At 60.4% G+C, this 26,147-nt stretch carries 24 protein-coding genes; 12 read left to right on the top strand and 12 right to left on the bottom strand.

All coding sequences use genetic code 11. The annotated features are described in order from the left end of the window. Positions 1-136 precede the first annotated feature (136 nt). The 6 genes from cysN to C6W88_RS21985 form a co-directional block, all read right to left on the bottom strand. The gene (gene cysN / locus C6W88_RS13325) at positions 137-2,053 is read right to left on the bottom strand and encodes a sulfate adenylyltransferase subunit CysN (RefSeq protein ID WP_108132788.1); all 1,917 of its coding nucleotides are present in this window, start codon (positions 2,051-2,053) and stop codon (positions 137-139) included. A 13-nt stretch (positions 2,054-2,066) separates the two neighbouring features. Continuing rightward, positions 2,067-2,981: a sulfate adenylyltransferase subunit CysD gene (cysD, locus tag C6W88_RS13320; protein ID WP_108132787.1), complete on the bottom strand. Its 915-nt coding sequence runs from the start codon at positions 2,979-2,981 to the stop codon at positions 2,067-2,069. Between the two features lie 123 nt (positions 2,982-3,104). Continuing rightward, on the bottom strand, positions 3,105-3,944 hold the full coding sequence (gene cysQ / locus C6W88_RS13315) for a 3'(2'),5'-bisphosphate nucleotidase CysQ (protein WP_108132786.1): 840 nt from the start codon (positions 3,942-3,944) through the stop codon (positions 3,105-3,107). Positions 3,945-3,985: 41 nt separating this feature from the next. Next, positions 3,986-5,752: an SLC13 family permease gene (locus tag C6W88_RS13310; RefSeq protein WP_108132785.1), complete on the bottom strand. Its 1,767-nt coding sequence runs from the start codon at positions 5,750-5,752 to the stop codon at positions 3,986-3,988. A gap of 169 nt (positions 5,753-5,921) precedes the next feature. Continuing rightward, positions 5,922-7,376 carry an MBL fold metallo-hydrolase gene (locus tag C6W88_RS13305; protein WP_108132784.1) on the bottom strand — a complete coding sequence of 485 codons (1,455 nt, stop codon included), beginning with the start codon at positions 7,374-7,376 and terminating at the stop codon, positions 5,922-5,924. Between the two features lie 33 nt (positions 7,377-7,409). After that, positions 7,410-7,832 (bottom strand): pilin, encoded by a 423-nt coding sequence (locus C6W88_RS21985; protein ID WP_108132783.1) that lies wholly within the window; start codon positions 7,830-7,832, stop codon positions 7,410-7,412. Positions 7,833-8,155: 323 nt separating this feature from the next. Here C6W88_RS21985 and pilB point away from each other — a divergent pair, with 323 nt between their 5' ends. Beyond that, positions 8,156-10,015: a type IV-A pilus assembly ATPase PilB gene (gene pilB, locus C6W88_RS13295; protein ID WP_231498642.1), complete on the top strand. Its 1,860-nt coding sequence runs from the start codon at positions 8,156-8,158 to the stop codon at positions 10,013-10,015. Between the two features lie 245 nt (positions 10,016-10,260). After that, entirely contained in the window at positions 10,261-11,526 is a 1,266-nt protein-coding gene (locus tag C6W88_RS13290; RefSeq protein WP_231498641.1) for a type II secretion system F family protein, read from the top strand. A gap of 137 nt (positions 11,527-11,663) precedes the next feature. Here the strand turns inward: C6W88_RS13290 and C6W88_RS13285 are convergent, their stop codons facing one another. Together C6W88_RS13285 and C6W88_RS13280 are read right to left on the bottom strand one after the other, a co-directional pair. After that, a complete protein-coding gene (locus tag C6W88_RS13285; RefSeq protein WP_108132781.1) occupies positions 11,664-12,182 on the bottom strand; it encodes a L,D-transpeptidase in 519 nt (172 codons plus the stop codon). Between the two features lie 21 nt (positions 12,183-12,203). Beyond that, positions 12,204-12,884, bottom strand: a complete 681-nt coding sequence (locus C6W88_RS13280) for a TetR/AcrR family transcriptional regulator (protein WP_108132780.1) — start codon at positions 12,882-12,884, stop codon at positions 12,204-12,206. 309 nt (positions 12,885-13,193) lie between these two features. Between C6W88_RS13280 and lexA the strand changes: the two genes are divergently transcribed. Then, positions 13,194-13,859, top strand: a complete 666-nt coding sequence (gene lexA / locus C6W88_RS13275) for a transcriptional repressor LexA (RefSeq protein WP_108132779.1) — start codon at positions 13,194-13,196, stop codon at positions 13,857-13,859. A 39-nt stretch (positions 13,860-13,898) separates the two neighbouring features. Then, a complete protein-coding gene (gene dinB / locus C6W88_RS13270) occupies positions 13,899-14,957 on the top strand; it encodes a DNA polymerase IV (protein ID WP_108132778.1) in 1,059 nt (352 codons plus the stop codon). A 562-nt stretch (positions 14,958-15,519) separates the two neighbouring features. Here the strand turns inward: dinB and C6W88_RS13260 are convergent. After that, complete coding sequence (locus tag C6W88_RS13260) at positions 15,520-15,822, bottom strand: FAD assembly factor SdhE (RefSeq protein WP_045994570.1); 303 nt, start codon at positions 15,820-15,822, stop codon at positions 15,520-15,522. 238 nt (positions 15,823-16,060) lie between these two features. Between C6W88_RS13260 and C6W88_RS13255 the strand changes: the two genes are divergently transcribed. Genes C6W88_RS13255 through lapB form a run of 3 tightly spaced genes read left to right on the top strand, consistent with a single transcriptional unit; the run spans position 16,061 to position 17,896 of the window. Continuing rightward, entirely contained in the window at positions 16,061-16,357 is a 297-nt protein-coding gene (locus C6W88_RS13255) for an integration host factor subunit beta (protein WP_045994571.1), read from the top strand. A 54-nt stretch (positions 16,358-16,411) separates the two neighbouring features. Continuing rightward, positions 16,412-16,717: a LapA family protein gene (locus C6W88_RS13250; protein ID WP_045994572.1), complete on the top strand. Its 306-nt coding sequence runs from the start codon at positions 16,412-16,414 to the stop codon at positions 16,715-16,717. Beyond that, positions 16,718-17,896: a lipopolysaccharide assembly protein LapB gene (lapB, locus tag C6W88_RS13245; protein WP_108132776.1), complete on the top strand. Its 1,179-nt coding sequence runs from the start codon at positions 16,718-16,720 to the stop codon at positions 17,894-17,896. A 100-nt stretch (positions 17,897-17,996) separates the two neighbouring features. Here the strand turns inward: lapB and pyrF are convergent, their stop codons facing one another. Further along, positions 17,997-18,698 (bottom strand): orotidine-5'-phosphate decarboxylase, encoded by a 702-nt coding sequence (pyrF, locus tag C6W88_RS13240; RefSeq protein WP_146164658.1) that lies wholly within the window; start codon positions 18,696-18,698, stop codon positions 17,997-17,999. Positions 18,699-19,015: 317 nt separating this feature from the next. Between pyrF and C6W88_RS13235 the strand changes: the two genes are divergently transcribed. Then, a complete protein-coding gene (locus C6W88_RS13235; RefSeq protein WP_308812428.1) occupies positions 19,016-19,375 on the top strand; it encodes a ComEA family DNA-binding protein in 360 nt (119 codons plus the stop codon). Positions 19,376-19,495: 120 nt separating this feature from the next. Here the strand turns inward: C6W88_RS13235 and C6W88_RS13230 are convergent, their stop codons facing one another. Next, positions 19,496-20,554: an Rpn family recombination-promoting nuclease/putative transposase gene (locus C6W88_RS13230; RefSeq protein WP_108132774.1), complete on the bottom strand. Its 1,059-nt coding sequence runs from the start codon at positions 20,552-20,554 to the stop codon at positions 19,496-19,498. Between the two features lie 66 nt (positions 20,555-20,620). Further along, complete coding sequence (locus tag C6W88_RS13225; RefSeq protein WP_045994575.1) at positions 20,621-21,382, bottom strand: SDR family NAD(P)-dependent oxidoreductase; 762 nt, start codon at positions 21,380-21,382, stop codon at positions 20,621-20,623. Between the two features lie 441 nt (positions 21,383-21,823). Between C6W88_RS13225 and C6W88_RS13220 the strand changes: the two genes are divergently transcribed. The 4 genes from C6W88_RS13220 (at position 21,824) to C6W88_RS13205 (ending at position 26,010) form a co-directional block, all read left to right on the top strand. Then, positions 21,824-22,369 carry an FxsA family protein gene (locus C6W88_RS13220; RefSeq protein WP_108132773.1) on the top strand — a complete coding sequence of 182 codons (546 nt, stop codon included), beginning with the start codon at positions 21,824-21,826 and terminating at the stop codon, positions 22,367-22,369. A gap of 505 nt (positions 22,370-22,874) precedes the next feature. Next, positions 22,875-23,168 carry a co-chaperone GroES gene (locus tag C6W88_RS13215; RefSeq protein WP_045994577.1) on the top strand — a complete coding sequence of 98 codons (294 nt, stop codon included), beginning with the start codon at positions 22,875-22,877 and terminating at the stop codon, positions 23,166-23,168. A gap of 69 nt (positions 23,169-23,237) precedes the next feature. Then, positions 23,238-24,881 (top strand): chaperonin GroEL, encoded by a 1,644-nt coding sequence (gene groL, locus C6W88_RS13210; protein WP_045994578.1) that lies wholly within the window; start codon positions 23,238-23,240, stop codon positions 24,879-24,881. Positions 24,882-25,071: 190 nt separating this feature from the next. Continuing rightward, the gene (locus C6W88_RS13205) at positions 25,072-26,010 is read left to right on the top strand and encodes a homocysteine S-methyltransferase family protein (protein WP_231498640.1); all 939 of its coding nucleotides are present in this window, start codon (positions 25,072-25,074) and stop codon (positions 26,008-26,010) included. The last annotated feature ends 137 nt before the right edge of the window (positions 26,011-26,147 follow it).

Genomic DNA, 26,147 nt, shown 5'->3' with positions numbered 1-26,147 from the left:
CGCCTGATGGATTATGTTCTACTTATCCATTGGGACTACCCCACTCTGCTAATGTTTCTAGTCATCTAATTAATCTTACTCACCCTCAGTATTAAAATTATCATAATGGGCGTGACCAAACATAATATGTTCTGGATTAAAAACAAGCCTTGACCAATTGAGTCACAAGCTCCTGCTGGCCGTAGCTTGTAGTATTGAGCACCACTTCCGCTTTTGCCGGCGCTTCATACGGACTATTGATACCAGTGAAATCCTGAATCTTGCCTTCACGTGCCTTCTGGTAAAGTCCTTTGGGGTCACGCTGTTCGCAAACATCCAATGGCGTGTTGACGTGCGCCTCGATAAAACAGCCGTCATTGAACAAGGCGCGTGCCCCATCACGATCTGCCCGGAAAGGCGAAATGAAGGCAGTGATGACAATGATCCCAGCTTCCGCAAATAGACGAGCCACTTCACCGACGCGACGAATATTCTCCGCTCGATCTTCCTCACCCATGCCAAGGTCTTTACACAGACCATGGCGGACATTGTCACCGTCCAGGAGCATGGTGTGGTAGCCTCGGCGATTGAGTTCCACTTCCAGAGCATTGGCCAGTGTCGACTTGCCCGACCCGGAATAACCCGTGAACCAGATACACTTGCCCGCATGGCCATTGAGCTGCTCACGCATCGCCTGTGTTACGCTTGTGCGATTCCAGACCACATTGGCCTTGCTGTCGTTGTCGCGAAATTCGTAGGGCAGTTCACTATCGAGCGGCTGGTGGATCATGCCGGCGCCAACAGTGATATTACTCAAACGATCGATAATGATGAAGCTGCCAGTGCCAGGGCTGGTTCGGTAGTCGTCCACAGGTACCGGTGCTGTCAATTCCAGCCGGCAGCGTGCAATGGCATTCAGGTCAAGGTGGTCGGCGTGGCGCTGGTCGAGCGTGTTGACGTCGACCTGATAATCAATAGCCGTTACCTTGCCTGCCGCATCTCGTGTCGCCAGCTTTATATCATAGAGTTTACCCGGCTCCAGTGCTGTCTCATGCATCCAGACGATATCGGCCTCGAAGCCACTAGCCAGCGGTACCTTGTCATTCTCCGCCACCAGCCAATCACCGCGCGATATATCGATTTCATCTGTCAACGTTACGGTAATCGCTTGTCCAGGATAGGCCGCTTCAAGGTCACCGTCCCAGGTGACCAGTCGCTCGACCGTAGAGACCTTACCAGAGGGCAGCGCCCTCACCTTCTGCCCCGGACTCATTACGCCCGCTGCCAAGGTACCACAGTACCCCCTGAAGTCGAGATTGGGACGGTTGACATACTGAACAGGCAGTCGCAGGTCACGCAGATTCTGATCGTGTGTGACCTCGACCGTCTCCAGCAGCTCAAGCAAGGCAGGGCCTTCATACCACTCCATGTGCTCACTACGATTAACGACATTATCGCCTTTCAGAGCGGAAAGCGGTACGAAGCGAATGTCAGGCGCATTCAGCTTATCGGCAATCTTCTGGTACTCGGCAACAATCTCGTCATAGCGCGACTGCGAATAGTCGACAAGGTCCATCTTGTTGATCGCCACCACAAGGTGCTGGATGCCCAGGAGATCAGCAATAAAGCTGTGGCGACGAGTCTGAGTCTGAACCCCGTAACGTGCATCAATGAGGATTACTGCCAGACTGGCGGTAGAGGCGCCGGTCGCCATGTTGCGGGTGTACTGCTCGTGCCCGGGCGTATCGGCTATAATGAACTTACGCCTATCAGTGGAGAAGAAGCGATAGGCAACATCGATGGTGATGCCTTGCTCACGTTCCGACTGCAGACCATCTACCAGCAACGCCAGATCAACGTCCTCTCCGGTGGTACCGCTGGTCTTGGATGCTTGGGTAATTGCAGCCAGTTGATCTTCATAAATCATCTTGGAGTCATGCAGCAGCCGTCCGATCAGGGTCGACTTGCCATCATCGACGCTGCCGCAGGTAATGAAACGCAGCAGATCCTTATTCTCGTGCTCTTTCAGGTACTGCTCGATGTCGTCGCCAATAAGTTCTGATTGGTGTGCCATGAATCCGCTCCCTTTAGAAATAGCCTTCGCGTTTTTTCTTTTCCATCGACCCAGCCTGGTCGTGGTCGATGGCGCGTCCACTGCGCTCGGAGGTCCTCGTCAGCAGCATTTCCTGAATGATTTCTGGAAGCGTTGTGGCCTTGGACTCCACAGCACCCGTTAGCGGGTAGCAGCCAAGGGTGCGGAAGCGCACCCATTTCTCTTGGGGAACCTCGCCATCCTCAAGTGGCATCCGGTCATCGTCGACCATGATGTCCATGCCATCACGATTGACCACCGGACGAGGAGCAGAGAAGTACAGCGGTACAATGGGAATCGACTCGAGATAGATGTATTGCCAGATATCCAGTTCCGTCCAGTTGGACAGCGGGAAGACGCGGATAGACTCCCCCTTGTTCACCTTGGCATTGTAGGTATTCCACAGCTCGGGACGCTGGTTCTTAGGGTCCCAGCGGTGATACTTGTCGCGGAAAGAGAACACTCTTTCCTTGGCGCGGCTAGCTTCTTCGTCACGACGCGCCCCACCAAAGGCGGCATCAAAACGATGTTTGTCCAGCGCCTGCTTCAGCGACTGGGTCTTCATAATATCGGTGTACTTTGAACTACCATGATCAAAGGGATTAATCCCAGCGGCTCGTCCTTCCTCATTAATATGCTCGATGAGCTCCATACCAGCGTCTTTCGCCATACGGTCTCGAAACTCGATCATCTCCCGAAACTTCCAGGTCGTGTTGACGTGCATCAAAGGAAAAGGAGGTGTTCCCGGATAGAAAGCCTTACGGGCCAGATGCAGCATCACCGAGGAATCCTTTCCGATGGAATACAGCATCACTGGGTTTCGGAATTCTGCTGCTACTTCACGGATGATGTGGATCGACTCTGCCTCGAGTTGCTTGAGGTGAGTCTGGCGTTCGGGGGTTATCTCCATTATGACCTTCCAATATATTCAAAAATATTGTCGCGGCAGTTCACACTGTCAGATTTTCTTACAAATATAGAACGGAGTGCGCCACAGACCTTGCAAAGCAAAGTCTATTAGTTGAGGCAACCCCTAATTAAGACTCTCTTTCAAAGCCCTTATCCAGCGCTCATCTTGCTGACCACAAACCACGAAAAAAGGATTCAGAAAACTCTCTTGCTGATTGCAACGAAGGGGGGCTAGGGTATACGCATTGAGTACGCTACCCCCTGCAGCGGTTACAATCGCCTGAGCTGCAGCAGTGTCCCATTCGCAAGTAGGCGCTAGACGTGGATAAAGGTCGGCGGCACCTTCTGCGACTAAACAGAGTTTTAATGAACTGCCCATAGATACGCGCTCATGTTCCGGCAGTGCGCTACAAAAGGCCTCGAATTCGTCAGAACCATGAGACCGGCTACCGACTATTTTCCAGGCTTCATGATTTACGCCCGGCAACTCGCGCACGGCAATGGGTGTGGGCTGCCCTCCATCAAACTGCTTCCAGGCGCCAAGGTTTTGTTGCCCAAACCAAGTAGTTCCTGCCCCAGCACCTAATGCTGGAGCATGAACGATGCCAAATACTGGTACACCGTCCTCGATCAATGCAACGTTGAGAGTAAACTCCCCATTCTTTTTGACAAATTCTTTGGTTCCGTCAAGCGGATCAATGAGCCAATAGCGACCCCAGGATTGCCGAGCCTCGAAAGAAATGTCTGCAGACTCTTCGGACAGAACCGGAACTTCTGGTGTAATACTCCGCAGCAGATCGACCAAGGCGTGATGCGATACCACATCTGCTTCCGTCAGTGGACTAGCATCATTCTTTAATTCAACCCCAAAGTCACGCTGATAGATGGCCATTACTTCGTGCCCAGCAGAGCGGACACCCTCTAGCAAGCGGGCTCGAAAATCAACCGTTACAAAATCTGTCAAAACAAGCACCTGTAACAAATAGGTCCGCGGACACTTTCCAGTTAGAAGGGCCACACTAGCGGTATCAACCCAAGCGAAGTCACTCCAATAACAAAACTCAGCGGGGCCCCAAGACGAAGGTAATCGGTAAAACAATACCCACCAGGCCCCAGCACCATCAGGTTTGTCTGGTAGCCTAACGGCGTCATGAAACTTGCCGAAGCAGCAAACATTATCGCTATCACGAAAGGCTTAAAATCGACCCCTAACTGCTCTGCCACCGAGACCGCGATGGGGAACATCAGTACAGCAGCGGCATTATTAGTAATCAATTCGGTGAAGGCCACTGTCAAAATATAGACCAGCACCAGAGCTAACCAAGGAGATAAGTCATCGGCCAGCAATAGCCACTGGGCAATCTGGCTGGCTGCTCCAGTCTCGCGCATGGCAGCGCCCAAGGCGAAGGACGCAGAGATGACGACCAGCACACTAAGATCGACTGAACGACGCGCCTTGCTCGCCGGTACGCATCGCGTCATCAGCATGCCCCCTCCCGCCAACAAAGCCGCCTCGAGGATCGACAGCAAGCCAGAAGCGCTAACCACTACCATGGCAGCGAGTATACCGAGTGCCAAAGGAGCTTTACGAAAATCAGGAGGGGTCGAGTCGTTGAGGCCGCTGACAAGCAAAAAATCCTTGCGGTAGCGATACTGATCGACAAAATCCTGCGCGGTCTCTAGCAGCAGTGTATCGCCGACCTGAAGACTGATATTCCCTAGCTTTCCCGGCAAACGCTTGCCATGGCGCGAAATTGAAAGAATGACGGCCTGATAGCGTGAACGAAAACGGGACTCTCGTACTGTCTGCCCAAGCCCCACAAAGTCAGGACCGATCACAGCTTCCACGAGACAACGGCGATGGTGCTCGATATCAAGTTTATGCACATCCCCCCCGGCGGGCCGCAAGCCGTGGATCCGCCGCAGCTCTCTTGCACATTCGGGTGCCCCGATGAATATCAGAACATCGCCCGCGGACAATTGAGTATCAGGAGGCACAGCAGTGAGCAGACGCCCTTGACGCTCGATATCTGCCAGGTAGCCGTGACTCAAATGCCTCAAGCCAGCCTCTGCGATACTCCGCCCCACCAGCGGCCCCTTACCATCGACAATTACTTCGACTGCATACTCGCGAGCCATCTCCAACTGCTCCAAGACGCCTTGCCTATCAGGAAGCAGCCGATCGGAAAAAATATATAAAAACGTGCCACCGACCAGCACGAGGGGTAGCCCGACCCATGCTAGAGAGAACATGCCAAGGCCGACTCCCATTTCTGACTGTAGAAGTCCATCGATGACCAAGTTCGTACTTGTACCGATCAAGGTACAGGTACCCCCGATGATCGCCGCATAGCTCAGTGGAAGCAGCAACTTCGAGGGCGGTAGTCGCAGGCGTCCAGCCCACTCCTGAATCGCCGGGATGAACATTGCAACAACCGTAGTGTTGTTCATGAAGGCACTCAACCCGGAGGCTGGCAGGAGCACGCGAAACTGAGCCTGCTTCAGACGCTTCGGCTGCCCTAACAATCGGTGGGCAAGCCACTGAATAGCTCCGGTCTCCTTCAACCCTGCCGCAACAACATAAAGAGTAGCAATGGTCATCACACCCGGGTTGGAGAATCCGGCCAAAGCATCAGCGGGAGCCAACACTCCGGAGACCACCAAGACCGACAAGGCTCCCATGAGTATCACATCAGGGGAAATCCGTGTTGCCGCCAGCATCACTAGGGTAAATAAAATTGTAAACAATGTAAGAAAGGCGGAGGGTTCCATACCTCTCCCTATGAGACATCAGATAACAAAAATATAGAACAAACCGCTAGTCAAAGCGTATTAATCTTCTATCAACCAACTAATACACATGCATTTGCGATTTTGTTTTATTGATAGAAAAGCGATATGCAAAAGCACTCTTCACCACTATTTACGAATTCATCTACAACTACACGAACGTTATATCTTCTATTCTTTCAACATTTCTCTGAAGATATCGCGCCAACTCCCTTTGGCTGGCTTCCTCTCCGTGTACAAGCCGAACTTTTTTTACTTTACCACCAAGATCAATCACAAACCGCAACAAATCGTATTGATCCGCATGTGCAGAAAACCCCGAAATACTCTTGACGTGGGCATTCACCGCCATCCGCTCTCCGTCGACAACGACTTCGGCTCCCCGTTTCGCCCGCTGAATCTGCCTTCCAGCCGTGCCCTCTGCCTGGTACCCCACAAACAGAACAGTGTGCCGGGGGTCTGGTAGCAGTCGCTTGAGGTAGTTAACTATCCTGCCCCCGGTGACCATGCCGCTGGCGGCGATGACGATGGCCCAGGTGTTGGTGGTGGCGAGGTGTTCGACCATGTCGAGGTGGTCGTCGTGGCTGTCCACGGTGACCAGGCCATCGAAGCTGAGGGGGTGGCGGCCGTCATCGAGTCGTGCCTTGGCTTCGCTGTCCCACCAGGGCTTTAGGTCTCGGTATACTTCGGTGAAGCGGGCAGCCAGCGGTGAATCGACGATGATCAGGGGGCGTTCGCCTTTCTCTCCTTCCTTCCGCTCGTGCAAGAGGGTTTCTATTTCGTAGAGCAGCTCTTGGGTGCGGCCGATGCTGAAGGCTGGAATGACCACGCTACCGCCCTCGCGCTGTGCACGATAAATCATTTCCTTGAGCTGTGCGCGCCGCGTCCTGCGACCTTCATGCCTTCTATCGCCGTAGGTGCTCTCGAGCACCAGGACGTCTGCCCGCTCCAGTGGTGTGGGATCCGGCAACAGCGGGGTGTCGGGCGGCCCAAGGTCCCCCGAGAAGACGTAGCGATTATCCAGACTCGCGCGCTCGTCCTCAACATCAATTTCGACGTATGCTGAACCGAGTATATGCCCCGCGTTCTGTAGACGCACCTTGACCTTGTGACGCTCTTCGTTCAGCAAGCTTTTCCAAGCACCATAAGGACTTGGATCAAGATGAATTTCAACGGTATCAAGAAACCGTTCGATTAGCCTGCGGTCACGGGTAAAGCCGATTTTAAGCGCATCCTCGATCACCAGCGGCAGCAACCGCGCACTCGGTGGGGTACAGATGATGGGGCCCTTGAACCCTGCTGCCATCAGGTAGGGCAGGCGACCGATATGGTCGATATGTACGTGGGTCACCACCAGGGCGATGACGTCGTCGATCGGAAATTCGATCTGGTGCCGCTCGAAGCTGGACTGGCCCTTGAGGTCCTCTCCCTGAAATAGCCCGCAATCGATGAGGATGGCGTGGTCAGGAGAAATCTGTAGCCGGTGGCAGCTACCGGTGACGCCTTCGGCGCCACCGTGGTGGATTATGGACGGATATTCCAATAGATCCTGCTCCTTGTTGCCTGAATCCAGGTGCCAAGCCCCGACGCCAGCGGCCTGGCGCATGGGAGCACGCGATTGGCGCTTCCCCGCCTGGTCTCAAGGACTATCGATATCAATGACCTTGGGCAGGACGAGTGTGGCGGCATTGTCTGCTACCGCGAATTGACTCGGGGATGGCCAGCCCAGGAGCGAACCTTCTTCCGTCGTGGTGGGAGCGGTATAGGCAATACTTGAATCCAGACATGCAGACCACGCATACGCATTAGCCATGTCCGGCGAGTCTTCATCAAAGGTCCCATCAACCGCCAAGGCCGTCCTGGCCGCCGCCAACTCTTCCTTGCAGGCATTTACCGCGGCACGCTTCTGAAAGTTGGTGTACTGCGGTATGGCGATGGCTGACAGCAGCCCGATGATGGCCACCACCACCAACAGCTCTATCAGGGTAAAGCCGCCCTGCCCTGCCGGTATCACGGTTCCGCTCTGCTCTGAATTACTGGTACTGCTTTTACTGTCTTCCATGTCTGATGCTCCCTGTTGGCTTTTTTGCCGTTTCACGGTGGCGCACTTCCTGACCGGTGGTGCGGCATGGCGAAAATGGCGCTGAGCCAGGCCATCAACCCCCATAACGCCGCCCTACCGGGTTCGGAGCATCTTACTTGGCGCTGCGGGCGCCTCTGAGGGCTAGACGCCCAAACCTTGACGCCAGTTCGGGTTCGGATAACAAAACCGCCTGTGCGGCCTCTATGGGCGTTCTATCGCGGGGTAGACTGACGGCTAGATTCAGAATGTCGCCGACGGGAGCTATCGGGCCCATCGTGGGGCCCACTTTTAGGGAGGGTGCTGTGCCATTTGACCAGGGGTTCGGAAACGGCTCGCCGCAGGGGCCAAACAGTGGACTGGCCCAACGGCTGGTGTCACAAGGGTTATTGAGCCCTCCGGCGGCGCTGCGAGCCGAGCGAGAGGCTCAGGACAGCCACAGCACGCTGTTGCGCTACCTGGTGGAGCATGAACTGGTCAGTGTCGGGCCAGCGACCCGTGCAGCGGCAGAAGAATACGACCTGCCGTTTGTCGATCTACAGCAGCGGGAGCCGAGCGAACTGCCGCCGCTCTCTCACTTCCCCGAGGCCCTGTTGCGCGAGCATTCGGTGCTGCCGCTTAGCCTCGATGATCATCAGTTGCACGTGGCGGTGCCCTACCCTTCTACTCTTGCCCGCCTGGGTGAGCTGCAGTTCGTCACCGGCAAGAGCTTGAAGCCGGCGCTGGCACCATTGGATCAGATCCGCGTGCTGCTCGACGCCTACCTGGGTGCCGATCGCCCCGATGATGGCGCAATCGCCGTCGCTCTGGGCGCGCTTGGTGCCTCAGGCGCGAACAGTGCGGGCGCCGACGAGCGGTCGGGAAAGATGCATCCGTCACGGCAGTCGGATCTGACTTCTGGCCAGGGCGTGGCTTTCGACACTGAAAAGGATGCAGATCTGGACGAGGAGCTCCATGCCGGGCTGGGTTCCGGGCTCAGCTCCAGTCTGAACGACCAGGCCGATGACGCGCCGGTGGTGAAGTTCGTCAATACTATCCTGCGTGACGCGGTAAGAAAGCGTGCCTCGGACATCCACTTCGAGCCCTTCGAGGAGTCCTTTCGGGTGCGCTTTCGCATCGATGGTCTGCTCCACGAAGTGGCCCAGCCGCCGCTTAACCTTCGCGGGCGCATCGCCTCGCGCCTCAAGGTGATGGCGCGGATGGACATCTCGGAACGCCGCCTGCCCCAGGACGGCACCATCAAGGTCCAGCTCGACGATGGCGAGGACATCGACTTCAGGGTCAACTCGCTGCCTACCGTCTACGGCGAGAAGATCGTGCTCAGGCTACTGGGCTCCAGGTCGGCACGTCTGGGTATCGAGCAGCTCGGCTTTTCGCCTGACCAGCGCCGGCTGTTCGAGACCGCCCTGGCAAGCCCCCAGGGGATGATTCTGGTCACCGGTCCCACCGGCAGCGGCAAGACGGTGACGCTGTACACCGGCATCCATCAGCTCAACGCTGTCGAGCGCAACATCTGTACCGCCGAGGATCCGGTGGAGATCAAGCTGTCCGGGATCAATCAGGTCAATGTGGCGCCCCGGATTGGCCTGGACTTCGCCAATGCGCTGCGAGCCTTTCTGCGCCAGGACCCGGACGTGGTGATGGTCGGCGAGGTGCGCGATCGGGAAACCGCCGAGATCGCGATCAAGGCCGCCCAGACCGGCCACCTGGTGCTGTCCACGCTGCACACCAATTCCGCCGCCGACACCCTGTCGCGACTGTCGAACATGGGCATCGAAGCCTTCAATATCGCCAGTGCGGTCAGCTTGATCGTGGCCCAACGCCTGGCCAGGCGCCTGTGCAGTCATTGTCGGTCCCCGGTCACCCTGCCTGCAGAGGTGCTGGTGCAACAGGGGCTGACCCAGGCTGAGGCCGATATCGCCGAGCTGTACGAGGCCGTGGGCTGTCGTCACTGCACCCAGGGCTACAAGGGGCGGGTCGGGCTATTTGAGGTGGTGCCGGTGGACCAACGCATGCGCCGGCTGATCCTGGAAGGGGGCAGCGCCGATGACTTCGACGCCCTGGCCCGAGCCCAGGGCTACCCGAATCTTCGTCGCAGCGGCCTTGATCGGGTGCTCGAAGGCGTGACCAGTCTGGCCGAGGTCTGCCGCATCACCGCCGTTTGAGACCGCCGCGTGAGACCGCGGCCCTTCCCTCCACCATTTGAGTCCACCGACACGTGCCCTTTCGTCATCGTTCGCCTTCGACGGCTCCGCCTGCCTCTTCGTCCCTGTCGTCGTCCTCGCCGGCCTCTCCTCCTAGGCCCCCCGGGCAGGTGGGTGGCTACACGTCTGATGCAACGCCGGGAGAGCCAACCTCTTCTGCCTCCGGCGGATCGGGTTCCCACACTGGCCACAGCCACCTTTCAGCCGTGTCAAACGGGTCAAGCGGGTCACGCGACCACCTGCGCAGCGCACGCCGTTCCGCCCCCCAGCATCCGCGCCAGAGGTGCTGGCACTGGAAAGGCGAGGATCGCCAGGGCCAGCGGCGCAGCGGGGTGCTGCTGGCAACCGGCCGTCCCGAGGCCCAACGCCAGTTGCATCAGCTTGGTGTGATCCCGCGCAAGCTGCGCCAGGGCGGCACGCTTGCGCGCTTCGAACGCCAGATATCGCCCCGGGATCTCACCCTGTTCTCGCGCCAGCTGGCGACCCTGCTGACCGCCGGCGTGCCGTTGTTGCAGGCCTTTCACGTGCTGGGCGAAAGTCTTTCAAAGCCAGCCATGCGGCTAGTCGTTCAGGCACTGGGCATGGACGTCAGCGCCGGGGCCAGCATGGCCCAGGCACTGTCCCGCCACCCGCTCACCTTCGATGCGCTGTACGTCAATCTGGTCGCTGCCGGTGAGCAGTCGGGTACACTGGACCGCATGCTCGAGCGTTTGGCCGGCCACCTGGAAAAGCGCGAGCGATTGAAGGCGCGGGTTCGCAAGGCGCTGTGGTATCCCTCCACGGTGGTGGCGGTGGGCATCGCGGTAAGCGCCATCCTGCTGATCAAGGTGGTACCCCAGTTCGAGCAGATGTTCGAGGGCGTCGGGGCAAGCCTGCCCCCGCTGACTCGGCTGACCATCGAGCTTTCGGAGTTCGCCCAGCAATGGTGGCTGGTGCTGCTGGGAAGCGCAGGTGTGATGGCCGGTGCGGCGAGATGGTGGGTCAAGCGCTCGGCCAGGGCGCGCTTCGGCGCTCACGGCCTGGCGCTCAGGCTACCGGTGGTAGGAACGATCCTGGAACAGGCCTCGGTGGCACGCTTCTGTCGCACCCTGGCCACCGCCTTCGCCGCGGGCGTGCCCTTGGTGGAAGCGCTGAAGACCGCCGCCGGCGCCTGCGGCAATGATGTCTACTGCCAGGCGGTGTCGGCAGTGCAGAGCGAGGTCGCCAGCGGCCAGCGACTCCATCTGGCGATGCGGGCGACCAGGCGCTTCCCGACGCTGGCGCTGCAGATGGTGGCCATCGGCGAGGAAGCCGGCGCGCTGGACAGCATGCTGACGCGGGTGGCGGATCACTTCGAGCGCGAGGTGGATGATCGTGTCGACACCCTGACCAGTCTGCTGGAGCCGCTGATCATCGTGGTGCTGGGTGTGGTGGTGGGCGGCCTGGTGCTGGCGATGTATCTGCCCATCTTCCAATTGGGCAACGTCATCTGACCAAGCCCCGGACTGATGAATCCAGGCATGACGAATCGTGACCTGAGAAGCCCTGACTTGACGAAGCCTGAGCCGACGAGCGCTTCGCTTAGTGAGGCCTTTATTGACGTCTGCATTGGCTTGATCAGTGGACGTGATCAGTCATGCAGCCACACCGGCGTGCCGGGCGTGGCTTCATCGAACAGCCGCAACAGGTCGTCGTCACGCAGGCGAATACAGCCATGGGAGTCGGCCACCCCCATGGGCTTGTCCGGCGGGGTGCCGTGAAAATAGATATAGCGGCGCTGGGAATCGACGTCGCCGCCTCGATTGAAGCCCGGCTCCAGTCCGCTGAGCCAGAGAATCCGGGTCAGGATCCAGTCCCGCTCTGGCTGGGCCTGGCCTAGGGCCTCGCTGTAGACCTCACCGGTGGGCCGACGGCCACGAAAGACGCAGCCCACGGGCTGCCCCTCACCGATGGCCGCACGGATCTGGTGCCAGCCCAGTGGGGTCTGGCCGCTGCCCTCTTGCTGGCCCGTACCGGCAGCACCGGTGGACACCAGGCATTGCCAGGCGAGGTCTTGACCCCGCCATAGCGTCAGCTGCTGGCGGGCGGTGTCGACCTCCACCCACACGCCCTCGCTGGGGGGAAGCGCTGCCAGTTGCGGGGTATGCATCACCCTGACTCCCTTGATGGCTTATGCAGTTGGCTCGCGCGTCGCCGGTGGCGTCGTCGGCGCCGGCTCCGGCAGTGGCGCTTTCAGCGCCGATACCACCACCGGCATCATGCGGCGCACCAGGTCGCGTACCGAGACGTGCTCGTCGTAGTCCTTCTCGGCGATGTCGCGCAGGGCATCGAGCCCAGACAGGGTAAAGATTACGGTGCCCAGCGCAAAGTGCAGACGCCAGAAGCGCTCGGAGTCCGGCAGCTCCGGCGTGGCCTTGCGCACCAGCGCCACGAAACGGGTGAACACGGTGCCGTACTGGTCCTGGATATAGCGACGCAGATGTCCCTGGGCCTGACTGTAGGCCAGCCCCAGCAGGCGCATGAACACCTTGAGGCTGTGCCGCTCGGCCGGTACCTCGAGTACGGTGCGGGCCATGGTCTCGAGCAGCACCTCCAGCGGAATCACGCGATCACCGTAACCACGCTCGAGTTCGTCGATAGCGGCATGAAAGCGATCGGAGAAGGGATCCAGGTAGCGGGAGAACACCGCCTGGATCAGCGCCTTCTTGGAGCCGAAGTGGTAGTTGACGGCGGCCAGGTTGACCTTGGCCTTGCCGGTAATGTTGCGCAGCGACGTTTCCGCGAAGCCGCGTTCGGCGAAAAGCACCTCGGCGGTGTCCAGGATGCGCGTCACGGTATCGGTCTGGGCCATTCGCGGGCTCCGTCCAGTCTTGTCAAGGGCAGTTGGAAACAATTGTTTGAATACTGGCTTGAGTGTAAGGGAGCCGCCCTTCTCGCACAATCAACCCTGGCTCCACCCTGTTTCAAACGAATGCATCAGGTGGCGGCCCACTACACCAGTGCCCTGGCACACTATTCCTGGCCTTTCGCGGTTTTACTGGATGTACATCCATACTGTACACTTCACCAAGGGCGAGCATTGACGCCCTCAGCACTGGCAAGCGCCGGCAGCAAGCCGCCGCCAAGCCACCCTGTTCCATCGCCGCCCGTGGGAGGCCGCATGACACGTCCCCTGACCCCTCGCCAGCAAAACGTCTATGACTTTATCGTCAAGACCATGAACGAGCTGGGGTACCCGCCCACCCGCGCGGAGATTTCACGCGCCCTGGGCTTTCGCTCCCCCAATGCTGCCGAAGAGCACCTGCGGGCGCTCGAGCGCAAGGGTGCGATTCGCGTGATTCGCGGCACCTCTCGCGGCATCCGCCTGCCGGCCCAGGAGGCAGACTCCGGCGCCGCCAACGAGTCGCCCCAGGAAGCCAGCCCCTCGCAGGGCCTGCCGATCATCGGCGAGGTCGCCGCCGGCAGCCCGATCCTCGCCGCCGAGCACATCGACCGCTACTGCCCGCTGCCGCCGGACTACTTCACCCCCCGCGCAGACTATCTTCTACGCGTGCGCGGGCTGTCGATGAAGGACGTCGGCATCCTGGAGGGTGACCTGCTGGCGGTGCATCGCACCGAGCGCATCCGCAACGGCCAGATTGTGGTAGCACGCCTGGAAGATGAGGTGACGGTCAAGCGCTTCCAGCGTGACGGCCATCAGGTCACCCTGGAGGCCGAGAACCCCGACTTCGCACCCATCACCCTGGACCTGCGCCGCGACAGCCTGGATATCGAGGGCGTCGGGGTTGGGGTCATTCGCGGTGGCAACGGCCAGGCCCTGGGCTAGTCGCCGTTTCACCGACGTCGTGCCAGCGCCTGCCCGCCCATGCCAGCACCCGTACGCAAGATTCTGCATGCCGACTGCGACTGCTTCTACGCCGCGGTCGAGATGCGCGACAATCCCGCCCTGCGGGACATTCCGCTGGCGGTGGGCGGCGCGCGCGAGGGCCGCGGCGTCATCACCACCTGCAACTATCCGGCGCGCAAGTTCGGCATCCATTCGGCGATGCCGACCGCCCGCGCGCTTCGCCTGTGCCCGGAACTGACGCTGGTACCGCCGGACTTCGACAAGTACCGCGAGGTGTCGAGGCAAATTCAGGCGATCTTCCATGAGCTGACACCACTGGTCGAACCGCTGTCGCTGGACGAGGCCTATCTGGACGTCAGCGATGTCGAGGGATTCAAGGGCAGCGCCACCTGGATGGCCCGCTGGCTGAAGGAGGAGTGTCTGGCGCGCACCGGCATCACGGTGTCGGTGGGGGCGGCACCGTCCAAGTTCCTGGCCAAGATCGCCAGCGACTGGGACAAGCCGGATGGGCTGACGGTGATCCCACCCGACCAGGTGGAAAGCTTCGTGCTGGCCCTGCCGGTGCGCAAGCTTCACGGCGTGGGGCCCGCCACCGGCGCCCGCCTGGACGCGCTGGGCATCACCACCTGTGAGGAGCTGCGCGAACAGCCCATCGACAAGCTGCTGGACGAGTTCGGCAAATTCGGGCGACGCCTCTATGAACTCGCCCGCGGCATCGACGAGCGCCCGGTCAAGGTGGAGCGCGAACGCAAGTCGATCAGCGTCGAAAGCACCTACGGCCGGGACCTGCCGGATCTGGCCGCGGCCCAGCAGGCGCTGGTCACCCTCTGCGAGAAGTTGAAGGCGCGCATCGACCGCAATGGTCGCCCGCCCCTGGCCGGTGTGTTCGTCAAGGTGCGCTTTGACGACTTCACCACCACCACCCTGGAGTCGAAGGGCCTGGAGCCGGATCTCGCCAGCTACCGCCAACTGCTCGACCAGGCCTGGCAACGCGCCCACCGCCCGGTGCGCCTGCTCGGCGTCGGCGTGCGCCTGGTGCCACAGGAAGCCAGGCAACAGCTGTCATTGCCGTTTTGACGTCTGAGAACCCAACGCCACAGGCATGCCAAGCAGGTAACGTCTCAGCACACGGTGTTCCTCGGGTGTCATCGAATCGGGCCACAGCCAGTGGGTGTGCCCCTGCCAACGCAGGGAGATCAGCCTGGCGCCTACGCTTTCGCAGGTCAGCTCGATCTCGCGCCAGTCAGCGTCATCCGAATAAAGCCTCACGGATTTGCCCGCAGATGACGCCAACGGACACCACTGCCAACGCCCAGGTACCGGGGCCTTGGGTTTGCCCCACCAGCGCATAAGCGCCTGACTCAGGGCGCGCAGAAGGCGTCGCTGCCGACGCTGCCATACGGAAAGGCCCACCTCTTCGGTTTGCTCGTCATCCACGGCGCCCAGCGTTGCCCCAGCTGTCGCTGCTGGCTCACTCTCGACCAGGCACCTTAGCTGACCCTGAAACGGATGGCGGTGGGCATGAATCAGTCTGCTGCAGAGAACTGCGGTGAGTAGCGCCCCCACCGGCGAGGGCGTGGCGCCGGCGACGACCAGCGCGATGGTCGCCACCAGCGCCCCCTGGAAGAGATGCTGCTGCTCAGAGGCCCCGATTGTGACCGTGACCGCTGGTCTCGGCATAGTCCACGATCATCTGCACGATACGGCGACGGCTGGGCTCTTCCGGCCACTCGCGACGCATCAACCACATGAACAGGTCCTGGTCCTCTTCGGTGATCAGCTGGCGATAGGCGGCCTGATCGGCCTCGTCGAGTTCATCGTAGCAATGCTCGAGAAACGGCAGCAGCAAGAGGTCCAGCTCCCACATGCCACGGCGGGAGTGCCAGTGCAGTCGCTTGCGCTCGGCCTCGAGGCGGGAGGCCACGGAAGACGGTTGATCCAAGGGGAACCTCGTCAGGGATGGAATGTGTGGCCTCAGTATACCGCAGCACGATCCGCCAGGCAGCCGCCGGCGTATCCCGAAGGTGACCCGGCGCAAGATCATTGCCACGAATGTAGTGCGTTGTTTTCTCAAGACTTGAAAAGTATGCTATCTAAAAACAAGAGGCTGTGACGGATACGGCCTTCGCCACTGGCTTGGCCAGCGCTCAACACCCAGGTGGGACTCACGGAGACAACCGATGACAAAGTCCGAACTGATAGAGCAGATCTCCATGCGGCAGCCGGAGCTGTCGATCAAGGACGTCGAGGCCGCGGTGCGCCTCATTCTGGATGACATCACCGATACCCTCGCCGATGGTGGGCGGGTCGAGATACGGGGTTTTGGCAGTTTCTCTCTGCACTATCGGGAGCCCCGGGTCGGCCGCAACCCCAAGACAGGTGAAGCGGTGGAGCTGGAAGGCAAGTTCGTGCCACACTTCAAGCCCGGAAAGGAGTTGCGCGAACAAGTCGACGCCAGCCGTGCGCTGGGCTACTGAGTTCGCTGACAACCGCTCTCTCCGTTCTCTTTGTCTCACTATGGGAAGTCACACATGCGTTGGCTAAAAGGCCTGATCATGGCCATCATTCTGCTGGCGGTACTGGTCATCGGTATCCTGTTCGCGACCAACAACCAACAGGCCCTGCCGCTGAACCTCATCTGGTTCGAATTGCCCGAGGCCTCCCTGTCGGTATGGCTGCTGGCCTCCCTGGCTGTCGGTGTGCTGCTTGGCATGCTGGCGATGAGCGGCGTCTACATTCGGCTGCGCGCCCTGCTGACTCGCGCCCAACGCCACAACCAGCAGCAGCGCAAGGAACTCGACCGTCTTCGCGTGCAGGAGATGAAGGAACTTCCCTGAATGCCCGATCTTCTGCTGCTGGGCCTGCTGGTCGTCGCCCTCGCCATTGGCTGGGCGCTCGGCCGGCGGGAGAGTCGACAGCAAGAACGCCCCGCCCCAAGCCTGCACCGCGACTACTTTGTCGGTCTGAACTACCTGCTCAACGATCAGCAGGACCGGGCCATCGAGACCTTCATCTCTGCGTTGGAGGTCAACAGCGATACCATCGAGACCCACGTCACCCTGGGGAACCTGTTTCGCTCTCGCGGTGAGGCCGACCGCGCCGTAAAGATTCACCAGAACCTGCTCGCACGTCCTTTCCTGGACGGCCACCAGGGAGCCTGGGTGCAGCTCGAGCTGTCCCGGGACTTTCTGCAGCTGGGTCTGCACGATCGCGCCGAACGGCTGCTGAAGGGGCTGGTCAAGGAAGAAATCCACGCCGAAGTACGCCACCATGCCAAGCGGCTGCTGGTGGATCTGTTCGAGCGCGAGGGTGAATGGCAACAGGCGATCGACGAGGCCGTTCCCCAGTTGACCCGACGCCATGATGACCTGCGTCGGGCCGCCGCCCACTGGCACTGCGAACTGGCCGAAGAGGCGCGAGCATCCAATAGCCACGGCATCGCCAGAAAGCACCTGAAGCAGGCGCTTTCCATCGACGAACGCTGCATCCGTGCCAACCTGATCCAGGCCGAGTTGTGCCACGACACCGGCCAGTACCGCCAGGCGCTCAAGCATCTGGATCGCATTCCCCAGCAGGACGCCGACTTTATCCCGACGCTGCTTGAGCCGCTGGAACGCACCTATCAGCTTCTTGACGACGCCGAGGGACTGATCGCGCACCTGCACCGGCTGCTAGAGCTGAATCCCTGTACCAGCGTAATGCTGCTGTTGGCACAAACGCTGCGCCAGGTTCGAGGGAGTGATGAAGAGGCGATCGCGCTGATCACCGAACAGCTCAGGAAGGAGCCGAGCCTGGGTGGGGTGGACTATCTGATGGGACTTTACCAGCGCAGCGAGGCAAGCGAAGGCGACCCCCGTTTCGACCTGCTGCGCCAGCACACCCAACCGCTTATCAAGGCGCTCCCCCGCCACCGCTGCCGGCGCTGCGGCTTCTCAGGTGAACACCTGCACTGGCAGTGCCCCAGATGCAGGAATTGGGGCACCACCAAACCCATCACCGGTATAGAGGGAGAGTAGCGGTCACTTGGCCTCTAACTCCTTCTCGATCGCCTCGAGTGCGGCCATCGGGTCTTCTGCCTGACTTGATCAAAATCGTGGTCAGCCGACTCCGACTGGGTTACGCCTCTTTCAGCTCCTTCTCGATCGCCTCTAACGCTGCCATCGGGTCTTCTGCCTGAGTGACAGGTCTTCCCACCACCAGGTGCGTGCTACCGGCGTCCATGGCCTCGCGCGGGGTCATGATTCGGCGCTGATCGCCGGCCTGGGCAAAGCTCGGGCGAATACCCGGGGTGACCTTGAGGAAGTCTTCGCCACAGGCTGCCTTGAGACGCGCCGACTCCTGCGCCGAGCACACCACACCATCCATCCCGCTGGCCTTGGCCAGTCGCGCCAGGTGCTCCACCTGCTCGTCCAGGGCTACCGAAACATTAGTAGCTGCAAGTTCCTCGGCGGTCATGCTGGTCAGCACCGTCACCGCGATCAGGCGGGTCGCAAGGCCCTCTCTATCGAGCCGTTCGCGCGCCGCTTCCATCATGCGGGCGCCGCCGCTGGCATGAACATTGACCATCCACACGCCTTGCTCTGCCGCCGCCTGAACGGCAGCCGCCACGGTATTGGGAATATCGTGAAACTTGAGGTCGAGAAAGACCTCGAAACCCCGGCCATGCAGCGCTTCGAGCACATTGGGGCCGCTGCGGGTGAACAGCTCCTTGCCAACCTTGAGACGACAGCGCTCGGGGTCCAGTCGGTCCGCCATGCACAGCGCGGCGTCCATGGAGGGATAATCGAGTGCGATGATCAAGGGCGATGAGGTAGTCACGGAGGCCTCCGGCACAGTGGAATCGAAGGGCGCACCTGCGGCCTGCATGACGTGAGCCAAGCCGGCCCGGTCGCGAGACACAGGACCCGGAGCGCCAAAACGCCGCAGTATATCAGCCCAAGCGACTTCCGCGCGGCCCTATGGCTTCATCTGAATATCTAATTCCACTGATATTTTTATAAGTAATTTCTTATAACTGGATTCGTCGCTCGGCGCCTAAGGTGAAAGTCGAGACCCAACGGCATCACGTCGAACGGACTCGAAGGGGCAAGCCCCCTACGTCATGAAGACGACTTTCAACACCAAGGAGATGTCCGATGCAGACCCACAACGCACAACAGGCTGTTCGCCATCCATCGATGAACGACAACTCGAGCACCCTTTCCGCAAGCAAGCGGTCCAGGTTATGGACTATCGCACTACTGGCACTGACCTGGATGTTGCTGGCACAGCCAGTCATGGCCGAAGAGCAGCTGAGTATCGAGCCGATCAACATCAACGAGGCCAGCGTCGAGTTGCTGGCGGAACTCCCCGGCATCGGCCCAGGCAAGGCTCAGGCCATCGTCGAAGACCGCCAGGCCAATGGCCCCTTCACCACCATCGAGGACCTGACTCGAGTAAAGGGCATCGGTGACGCCACCGTCGCTCGGCTCAAGGATGAAATCAGCCTGCGCTAGACACCGGCTGCAACCAAGCCCTCCGCCGCGCAGTGCTGCGGAGGGCTTGTGGGGGTGAGGAATAATCAACACTTCAGGCAACGGGATTTCTGTTAGCAACCAACAGGCCATGATAGACCATCAGCTGGAGCGCTCGATTTGCTCTCGCAGTTCGCTGACCAGTTCTATCGAAATCTCGGCCACTTGCGCGATCGTCTGATCATCCAGCGAAGTCTGCTGAATCATATTGCGGGCTACCTCTAGCTTGCCTTCTTCGCGCCCTTCCTGACGCCCTTCCTGACGCCCTTCCTGACGACCTTCCTCGCGACCTTCCTCGCGACCTTCCTCGCGACCTTCCTCGCGACCTTCCTCGCGACCTTCCTCGCGACCTTCCCGACGGCCCTCCGCCAGCCCCTGCTGCTTCCACTGCTCAGGCCACCGCTTGGCTCTTTCTGCCAGCATATTGTGCACCTCGCTCAATTCATTCAGGGCCTGCCATCCGCCCTGTTCCTCATTTGACACCCAGTTTGGCAATAGTACTCGCTTGATCCAGATGACGAAGTGTCGACGCAAATCTGCCTGCTCTGGTGTCTGCAACCATTTCACCAGCAACCCGATCAGCTCAACCGCATCTGCGGGACTCCGGTGATGCTCCAGCTGGAAGATGGCCGACACCACATTACGCGCTTCGCTGGAGAACTGCTGGTCGGCAACGAGGGCACCTTCATCCAATAGCAGAAAGGACAGATCCGGTCGGTATTGCGCCAGGCTGCCAGGCCCTGCCTGAATGAGATCCCGAACGTTGACAGGCGCGCTCCAGCGACGCTCTCCATTATAGAGCACGATAGGCAACACCGGCGGTAGCTTGCCCGACCGAGTCAGCTGTTTCTGCTTGACCAGATCCTGGTAGAGCAACCCGACGTAGGTCATGGTGCGAAGCGCCATGAAACGATCCACCGTGCTCTGAAATTCCAGCAACAGGTACACGTAGCACCACTCATCACCGAAGCGCGCGCGCCAGATGACATCGTTTTCGCGATCACGCAGGTCATCAGTGACGAAGCTGCCACTGACCCGCTCCAGCGAGTCGAGGTCCAGCTTCTCGATCCAGTCTTCACCGATAAAGCCGGTCAGCAGGTCTCGGATCACCCTCGGCTCGCTGAATAGCAACTTGTAGCTTTGATCATGCTGGTTTTTCATGGCGTGCCCGGCCAGGCGGCCGGCCTCTTCCCTTGGCTAGACCTAGCCCTAGACCTAGACCTAGACCTAGAGCCGCAGCCCCCCGTCCACCTCCATGACACGGGCGGTGAAGTAGTCATTGTCAAAGATGAAGGCAACGCTCTCGGCGATGTCGGCAGGGGCGCCAAGGCGGCGCAGGGGCACGCCTGCGGTCAGTTTTTCGAGCATGTCGTCACGCATGGAGGCGGTCATCTCGGTTTCGATGAAGCCAGGTGCCACCGCGCCCACGCGAATACCATGACGGGCCAGCTCCTTGCCCCAGGTGACGGTCAGAGCGGCAACGCCGGCCTTGGCCGCGGCATAGTTGCTCTGCCCCATGTTGCCGGCGCGCGAGATGCTCGAGATATTGACGATGACACCCCGACGATCATCCTCGATCATGGCCGTGGCGGCGGCACGCCCGCACAGGAATACACCGGTCAGATTGACATCGATGACCGCCTGCCACTCGTCCAGTCCCAGCGTCTTTTCGACCTTGCCGTCGCGCGCCTTGACCAGCAGGCCGTCACGCAGGATACCGGCGTTGTTGACCAGACCGTCGAGCGGCCCCATGTGCTCGCGAATGTCCGCAAAGGCTTCAGTGACAGAGGCCTCGTCTGCCACGTTAGCCACGAAGGCTCTGGCGGTGATGCCGGCATCGAACAGACCATTGACGGCCTGGTCCAGCTGGTCGTTGTCGGTATCGATGAGCGCGACCCGCGCTCCACGGCGTCCCAGATGGTGCGCCATGGCCAGGCCGAGTCCACGGGCTCCGCCGGTGATGGCGATCAGGGCATCGTTGAGTTGCATGCGGTTTCCCCTTGCAAGACGCGTCATACACGCGCGTTTTCAGATGGTTTTTTGGTAAGGCGCCAAGGCGTGACAGGCCGCACCTGCCGCCAGGCAAAGCGGCCGCGTGATACACCAAAGCACCACATATGAGCCCACTAACCATTGGTGCACCGCATCATGACAACCTTTCAAAACCCCCGCCACTCTTCCTTGGTCTAGCGCAAGCCTGCGCAACCCCCTGCGACCGAATCGGGCAAAAAAAGAAGATCTTTGCCACGCCGAGCGGCTGAAACCGTAAGCACGACTGCGCGAGTGGCCGCGCCAGAGTCGGCAAGGCGCTGCCAGCAAATGAAAGCCGCCGCCAGCAAAACAAAGGCGCAGTCAGCAAAAGCCACAGCAACGCTTGAACTCCGAGGAGGCCACCCCCATCTTGAACGGAGATCACAACGCGGAGCTGACATGCCCTTTCTTCTTATCTTCACCATCTTCGCCCTGCTCGACTTCGCTGTACTCTTTTCGGTGGGTAGCGAAATCGGTCTGCTTTCCACCCTGGCGCTGGTGCTGGCCACCGGCTTCATCGGTCTGCACCTGATCCGTCGCGAAGGTGTGGCCACCTTCGCACGCGCCCAGGAGCGGATGTCACGCGGCGAGATCCCCTCCTCGGAGCTGATGACCGGTGCCGCGCTGATCTTCGGTGGCGCCCTGCTGATGGCGCCGGGTTTTCTGTCTGACGCACTCGGCTTCATGTGCCTGATTCCCAACGCTCGCCGCCTGCTGGGCAAGGCGCTGGCCAAGGTCGGGGTGCGCATGAAGGGCTTCCAGATGGGCGGCACCCATTTCGGCGGTACCGAGGAAGGGGGCTTTGCGGGCCCGAAGGCCAATGCCGATGGATGGGACGAGGCTTCCGGCCGCCGCCGGGATGACACCAGCTGGCGCGAAAGTTCGGCCGGCGATGAAGAACCGCTGGAGGGCGAATTTATCAGCAAGGATGAGCGACGCCGCTAGGGCTTGTCTGAAAAGTGTCTGCGCTCGGTAATACGGCGTTAAAAATCGGATCAAAATGCTCATTTACACCACGTAAACTGCGCTTTCTCACCGATTTTTGCCTTGTCTAACCTTCGCTCATCGACTTTTCGGACTGAGCCTGAGGCTTGCGCGGTGGACCCACCCTTGCCGCATCATCGTCTTGTCCCTCGCATCGGCACCCTTCGGGGTGCCGATGCCGTTTCATGGGCCCCGTCAGCCTTGGATGCAAGAAGACAAAAAAATTTTCATCCAAGCCCTTGAAAGCCCCCACTCCAGCCCCACTTACCAGAGCAGCACCAAGCTTCGGTGAGGGAGCACGCTCCCCCGCCATTGACAGGAGGGCCGACAAGGGCCTGCCACTTCATCGGCAGCCCGGCAATGACCTCCAGCTCTCGCCGAGTCGCAGGGCGTCACGACGAGAGTGAACAATGAACCGCCGGGGTGGATGCCCCGGCCTTGCAAAACCATCAGGAGAACGTGAGCAATGAACATCCGTCCCTTGCACGATCGCGTCGTCATCCGTCGCGTTGAGGAAGAGCAGAAGACCGCAGGCGGCATCGTGCTTCCGGGCAACGCCCAGGAAAAACCGACTCGTGGCGAAGTTCTCGCCGTCGGTAACGGCCGGATTCTCGAGAGCGGCGACGTGCGTCCTCTGGACGTCAAGGTCGGCGACACCGTGATCTTCAAGGATGGCTTCGGCGTCGAAAAGCAGAAGATCGACGGCGAGGAAGTCCTGATCATGAGCGAGTCCGACATCCTGGCGGTCGTCGAGGGCTAAGCCCTGCCCCGCAGACTCACTCGTTTCAACGTTCACTTTTGACGCTTAGATTCTAAGGAAGTACAGAAAATGGCAGCGAAACAAGTCAAGTTCTCTGATGATGCCCGCAAGCGCATGGCGCGTGGTGTCGATGTCCTGGCCAATGCCGTCAAGGCTACCCTGGGCCCGAAAGGTCGCAACGTGGTGCTGGAGAAGTCCTTCGGCGCGCCGACCGTGACCAAGGACGGCGTCAGCGTCGCCAAGGAAATCGAACTGAAGGACCGGTTCGAAAACATGGGCGCGCAGATGGTCAAGGAAGTGGCTTCCAAGACCTCCGACGTGGCCGGTGACGGCACCACCACCGCTACCGTGCTGGCCCAGGCCATCGTCGCCGAAGGCCTGAAGGGCGTGACCGCCGGCATGAACCCGATGGACCTCAAGCGCGGCATCGACCAGGCCGTCATCGCTGCGGTCAAGGAAATCCAGGCTCTGTCCGTGCCCTGCACCGACTCCAAGGCCATCGCCCAGGTCGGCACCATCTCCGCCAACGGCGACTCGCGTATCGGCGAGATCATCGCCGAGGCGATGGAGAAGGTCGGCAAGGAAGGCGTCATCACTGTCGATGAAGGCCGTGGCTTCGAAGACGAGCTGGACGTGGTCGAGGGCATGCAGTTCGACCGCGGCTACCTGAGCCCGTACTTCGTCACCAACCAGGACACCATGGCGGTGGAACTGGAAGATCCGTTCATCCTGCTGGTGGACAAGAAGATCTCCAACATCCGCGAACTGCTGCCGACCCTGGAAGCCGTCGCCAAGGCTGGCAAGCCGCTGGTGATCATCGCCGAAGACATCGAAGGCGAAGCGCTGGCTACCCTGGTGGTCAACACCATGCGTGGCATCGTCAAGGTCGCCGCCGCCAAGGCGCCTGGCTTCGGTGATCGCCGCAAGGCCATGCTGCAGGACATCGCGATCCTGACCAACGGCACCGTGATCTCCGAGGAAGTGGGTCTGAACCTCGAGCAGGCCACCCTGGACCACCTGGGCACCGCCAAGCGCGTGACCATGTCCAAGGAAAACACCACCATCATCGATGGTGCCGGCAACGATGGTGACATCGAAGCACGCGTCAACCAGATCCGCGCCCAGATCGAAGAGACTTCCTCCGACTACGATCGCGAGAAGCTCCAGGAGCGTGTCGCCAAGCTGGCCGGCGGTGTTGCCGTCATCCGCGTCGGTGCCGCTACCGAAGTCGAGATGAAGGAGAAGAAGGCCCGCGTCGAGGACGCCCTGCACTCTACCCGCGCCGCGGTCGAAGAAGGTGTCGTGCCTGGCGGTGGTACTGCCCTGATCCGCATCCTGACCAAGATCGCTGGTCTCAAGGGTGACAACGAAGACCAGACTCACGGTATCGCCATCGCTCTGCGCGCCATGGAAGCACCGCTGCGTCAGATCGTCACCAACGCTGGCCAGGAAGCCTCCGTCATCGTCAACCGCATCAAGGACGGTGAAGGCAACTTCGGCTACAACGCCCAGACCGGCGAGTACGGCGACCTGTTCGAGATGGGTGTGCTGGACCCGGCCAAGGTGACTCGCAGCGCGCTGCAGTCCGCTGGCTCCGTTGCTGGCCTGCTGATCACCACCGAAGCCATGATCGCCGACGATCCGGACGAGAAGGACGCTGCTCCGGACATGGGCGGCATGGGTGGAATGGGCGGCATGGGCGGCATGATGTAACGCCTGCCCCGGGCAGCTCCGGCTGCCCGACCCGCGCACCCCCAAGCGCACAAAGCCCTGCCTGATGGCAGGGCTTTTTTGTGTTCCACCATTCATCGAGCCGCCTCATCCAGAGGTTGAGGACTTTTCAATTTATTCCCGCCCCCGGGACATGATTCACTATCGGCTGGATCAACTTGCAGGCAACATCATGGATTTGACGCTACTGGACGGCGGCATGGGGCGCGAGCTCAAGCGTATCGGCGCCCCCTTCTCACAGCCCTTGTGGAGCGCCCAGGCGCTGATCGAAGCTCCCGACCGGGTCATCGAGGCCCACCTCAACTTTATCCGGGCCGGCGCCCGAGTGATTACTGCCAACAGCTACGCCTGCGTGCCGTTCCATCTTGGCGAGCGGCGCTATCGGGAAGAGGGGCCGGCACTCGCTTCGCTTGCGGCACGATTGGCAGCGCAAGCGGCAAGCTGCTGGCAGGATGAATCCGTCCAGCCACCGTCGCAAGCCAATGCCCCAGAAGCCTCGCTTAGCGTAGCCGGCTGCCTGCCTCCCGCCCTGGGCAGCTATCGTCCCGATCTGTTCGACCCCGGCCGCGCCAGAGAGATCACCACCGCCCTGTATCATGCGCAGGACCCACACGTGGATCTGTGGCTCGCCGAGACGCTGTCGAGTCTTGCCGAGATCTCGGTCATGCAGGAGGTCCTGGCGGCATCCGAGAAGCCTCGCTGGTACGCCCTCACCCTGCAGGACGAGGTGTCCGACATCGCACGCCTGCGCTCCGGAGAGTCCGTTGCCGAGGCGACCCAACAGCTATGTCAGGGCGGCGCCGACGCCATCCTGTTCAACTGCTCGATTCCGGAGGTCATGGCGCAGGCACTGGTCGACGCCGGCGACGCCATGCAACGACTCAAGCTATCGCGCCCGCTGGGCGCCTACGCCAACAGCTTCTCGCCGATCGGCGATGCTCACCGGGCCAACACCACCTTGACGGCAGACCGGGAGCTGACCCCGGCAGGCTACCTGGACTACGCCAAGCGCTGGCACTCCCTGGGAGCAAGCCTGATCGGCGGATGCTGCGGCATCCATCCGGCTCATATCGAAACACTAGATGCCTGGAAACAGGCCGCCCATCACTAGGGCTTGTCTGAAAAGTGCCTGCGCTCGGTAATACGGCGTTAAAAATCGGCTGGTGCGCCAGCCCGGTCAAAATGCTCATTTACACCCCGTAAACTGCGCTTTCTCACCGATTTTTGCCTTGTCTAACCTTCGCTCGT

This window comes from Halomonas litopenaei, assembly GCF_003045775.1.
GTDB classification, from domain to species: Bacteria; Pseudomonadota; Gammaproteobacteria; order Pseudomonadales; family Halomonadaceae; genus Halomonas; species Halomonas litopenaei.
Note: the sequence above shows the minus strand (reverse complement) of the source record. Positions and strands in the feature narration are given on the sequence as shown.

Excerpts from the sequence above, each read along its gene's own strand:
- cysN (WP_108132788.1), bottom strand. The coding sequence starts at position 2,053 with ATGGCACACCAATCAGAACTTATTGGCGACGACATCGAGCAGTACCTG.
- cysD (WP_108132787.1), bottom strand. The coding sequence starts at position 2,981 with ATGGAGATAACCCCCGAACGCCAGACTCACCTCAAGCAACTCGAGGCA.
- C6W88_RS13310 (WP_108132785.1), bottom strand. The coding sequence starts at position 5,752 with ATGGAACCCTCCGCCTTTCTTACATTGTTTACAATTTTATTTACCCTA.
- C6W88_RS13305 (WP_108132784.1), bottom strand. The coding sequence starts at position 7,376 with ATGCGCCAGGCCGCTGGCGTCGGGGCTTGGCACCTGGATTCAGGCAAC.
- C6W88_RS21985 (WP_108132783.1), bottom strand. The coding sequence starts at position 7,832 with ATGGAAGACAGTAAAAGCAGTACCAGTAATTCAGAGCAGAGCGGAACC.
- C6W88_RS13285 (WP_108132781.1), bottom strand. The coding sequence starts at position 12,182 with ATGCATACCCCGCAACTGGCAGCGCTTCCCCCCAGCGAGGGCGTGTGG.
- C6W88_RS13280 (WP_108132780.1), bottom strand. The coding sequence starts at position 12,884 with ATGGCCCAGACCGATACCGTGACGCGCATCCTGGACACCGCCGAGGTG.
- lexA (WP_108132779.1), top strand. The coding sequence starts at position 13,194 with ATGACACGTCCCCTGACCCCTCGCCAGCAAAACGTCTATGACTTTATC.
- dinB (WP_108132778.1), top strand. The coding sequence starts at position 13,899 with ATGCCAGCACCCGTACGCAAGATTCTGCATGCCGACTGCGACTGCTTC.
- C6W88_RS13255 (WP_045994571.1), top strand. The coding sequence starts at position 16,061 with ATGACAAAGTCCGAACTGATAGAGCAGATCTCCATGCGGCAGCCGGAG.
- C6W88_RS13250 (WP_045994572.1), top strand. The coding sequence starts at position 16,412 with ATGCGTTGGCTAAAAGGCCTGATCATGGCCATCATTCTGCTGGCGGTA.
- lapB (WP_108132776.1), top strand. The coding sequence starts at position 16,718 with ATGCCCGATCTTCTGCTGCTGGGCCTGCTGGTCGTCGCCCTCGCCATT.
- C6W88_RS13235 (WP_308812428.1), top strand. The coding sequence starts at position 19,016 with ATGCAGACCCACAACGCACAACAGGCTGTTCGCCATCCATCGATGAAC.
- C6W88_RS13230 (WP_108132774.1), bottom strand. The coding sequence starts at position 20,554 with ATGAAAAACCAGCATGATCAAAGCTACAAGTTGCTATTCAGCGAGCCG.
- C6W88_RS13225 (WP_045994575.1), bottom strand. The coding sequence starts at position 21,382 with ATGCAACTCAACGATGCCCTGATCGCCATCACCGGCGGAGCCCGTGGA.
- C6W88_RS13220 (WP_108132773.1), top strand. The coding sequence starts at position 21,824 with ATGCCCTTTCTTCTTATCTTCACCATCTTCGCCCTGCTCGACTTCGCT.
- C6W88_RS13215 (WP_045994577.1), top strand. The coding sequence starts at position 22,875 with ATGAACATCCGTCCCTTGCACGATCGCGTCGTCATCCGTCGCGTTGAG.
- groL (WP_045994578.1), top strand. The coding sequence starts at position 23,238 with ATGGCAGCGAAACAAGTCAAGTTCTCTGATGATGCCCGCAAGCGCATG.
- C6W88_RS13205 (WP_231498640.1), top strand. The coding sequence starts at position 25,072 with ATGGATTTGACGCTACTGGACGGCGGCATGGGGCGCGAGCTCAAGCGT.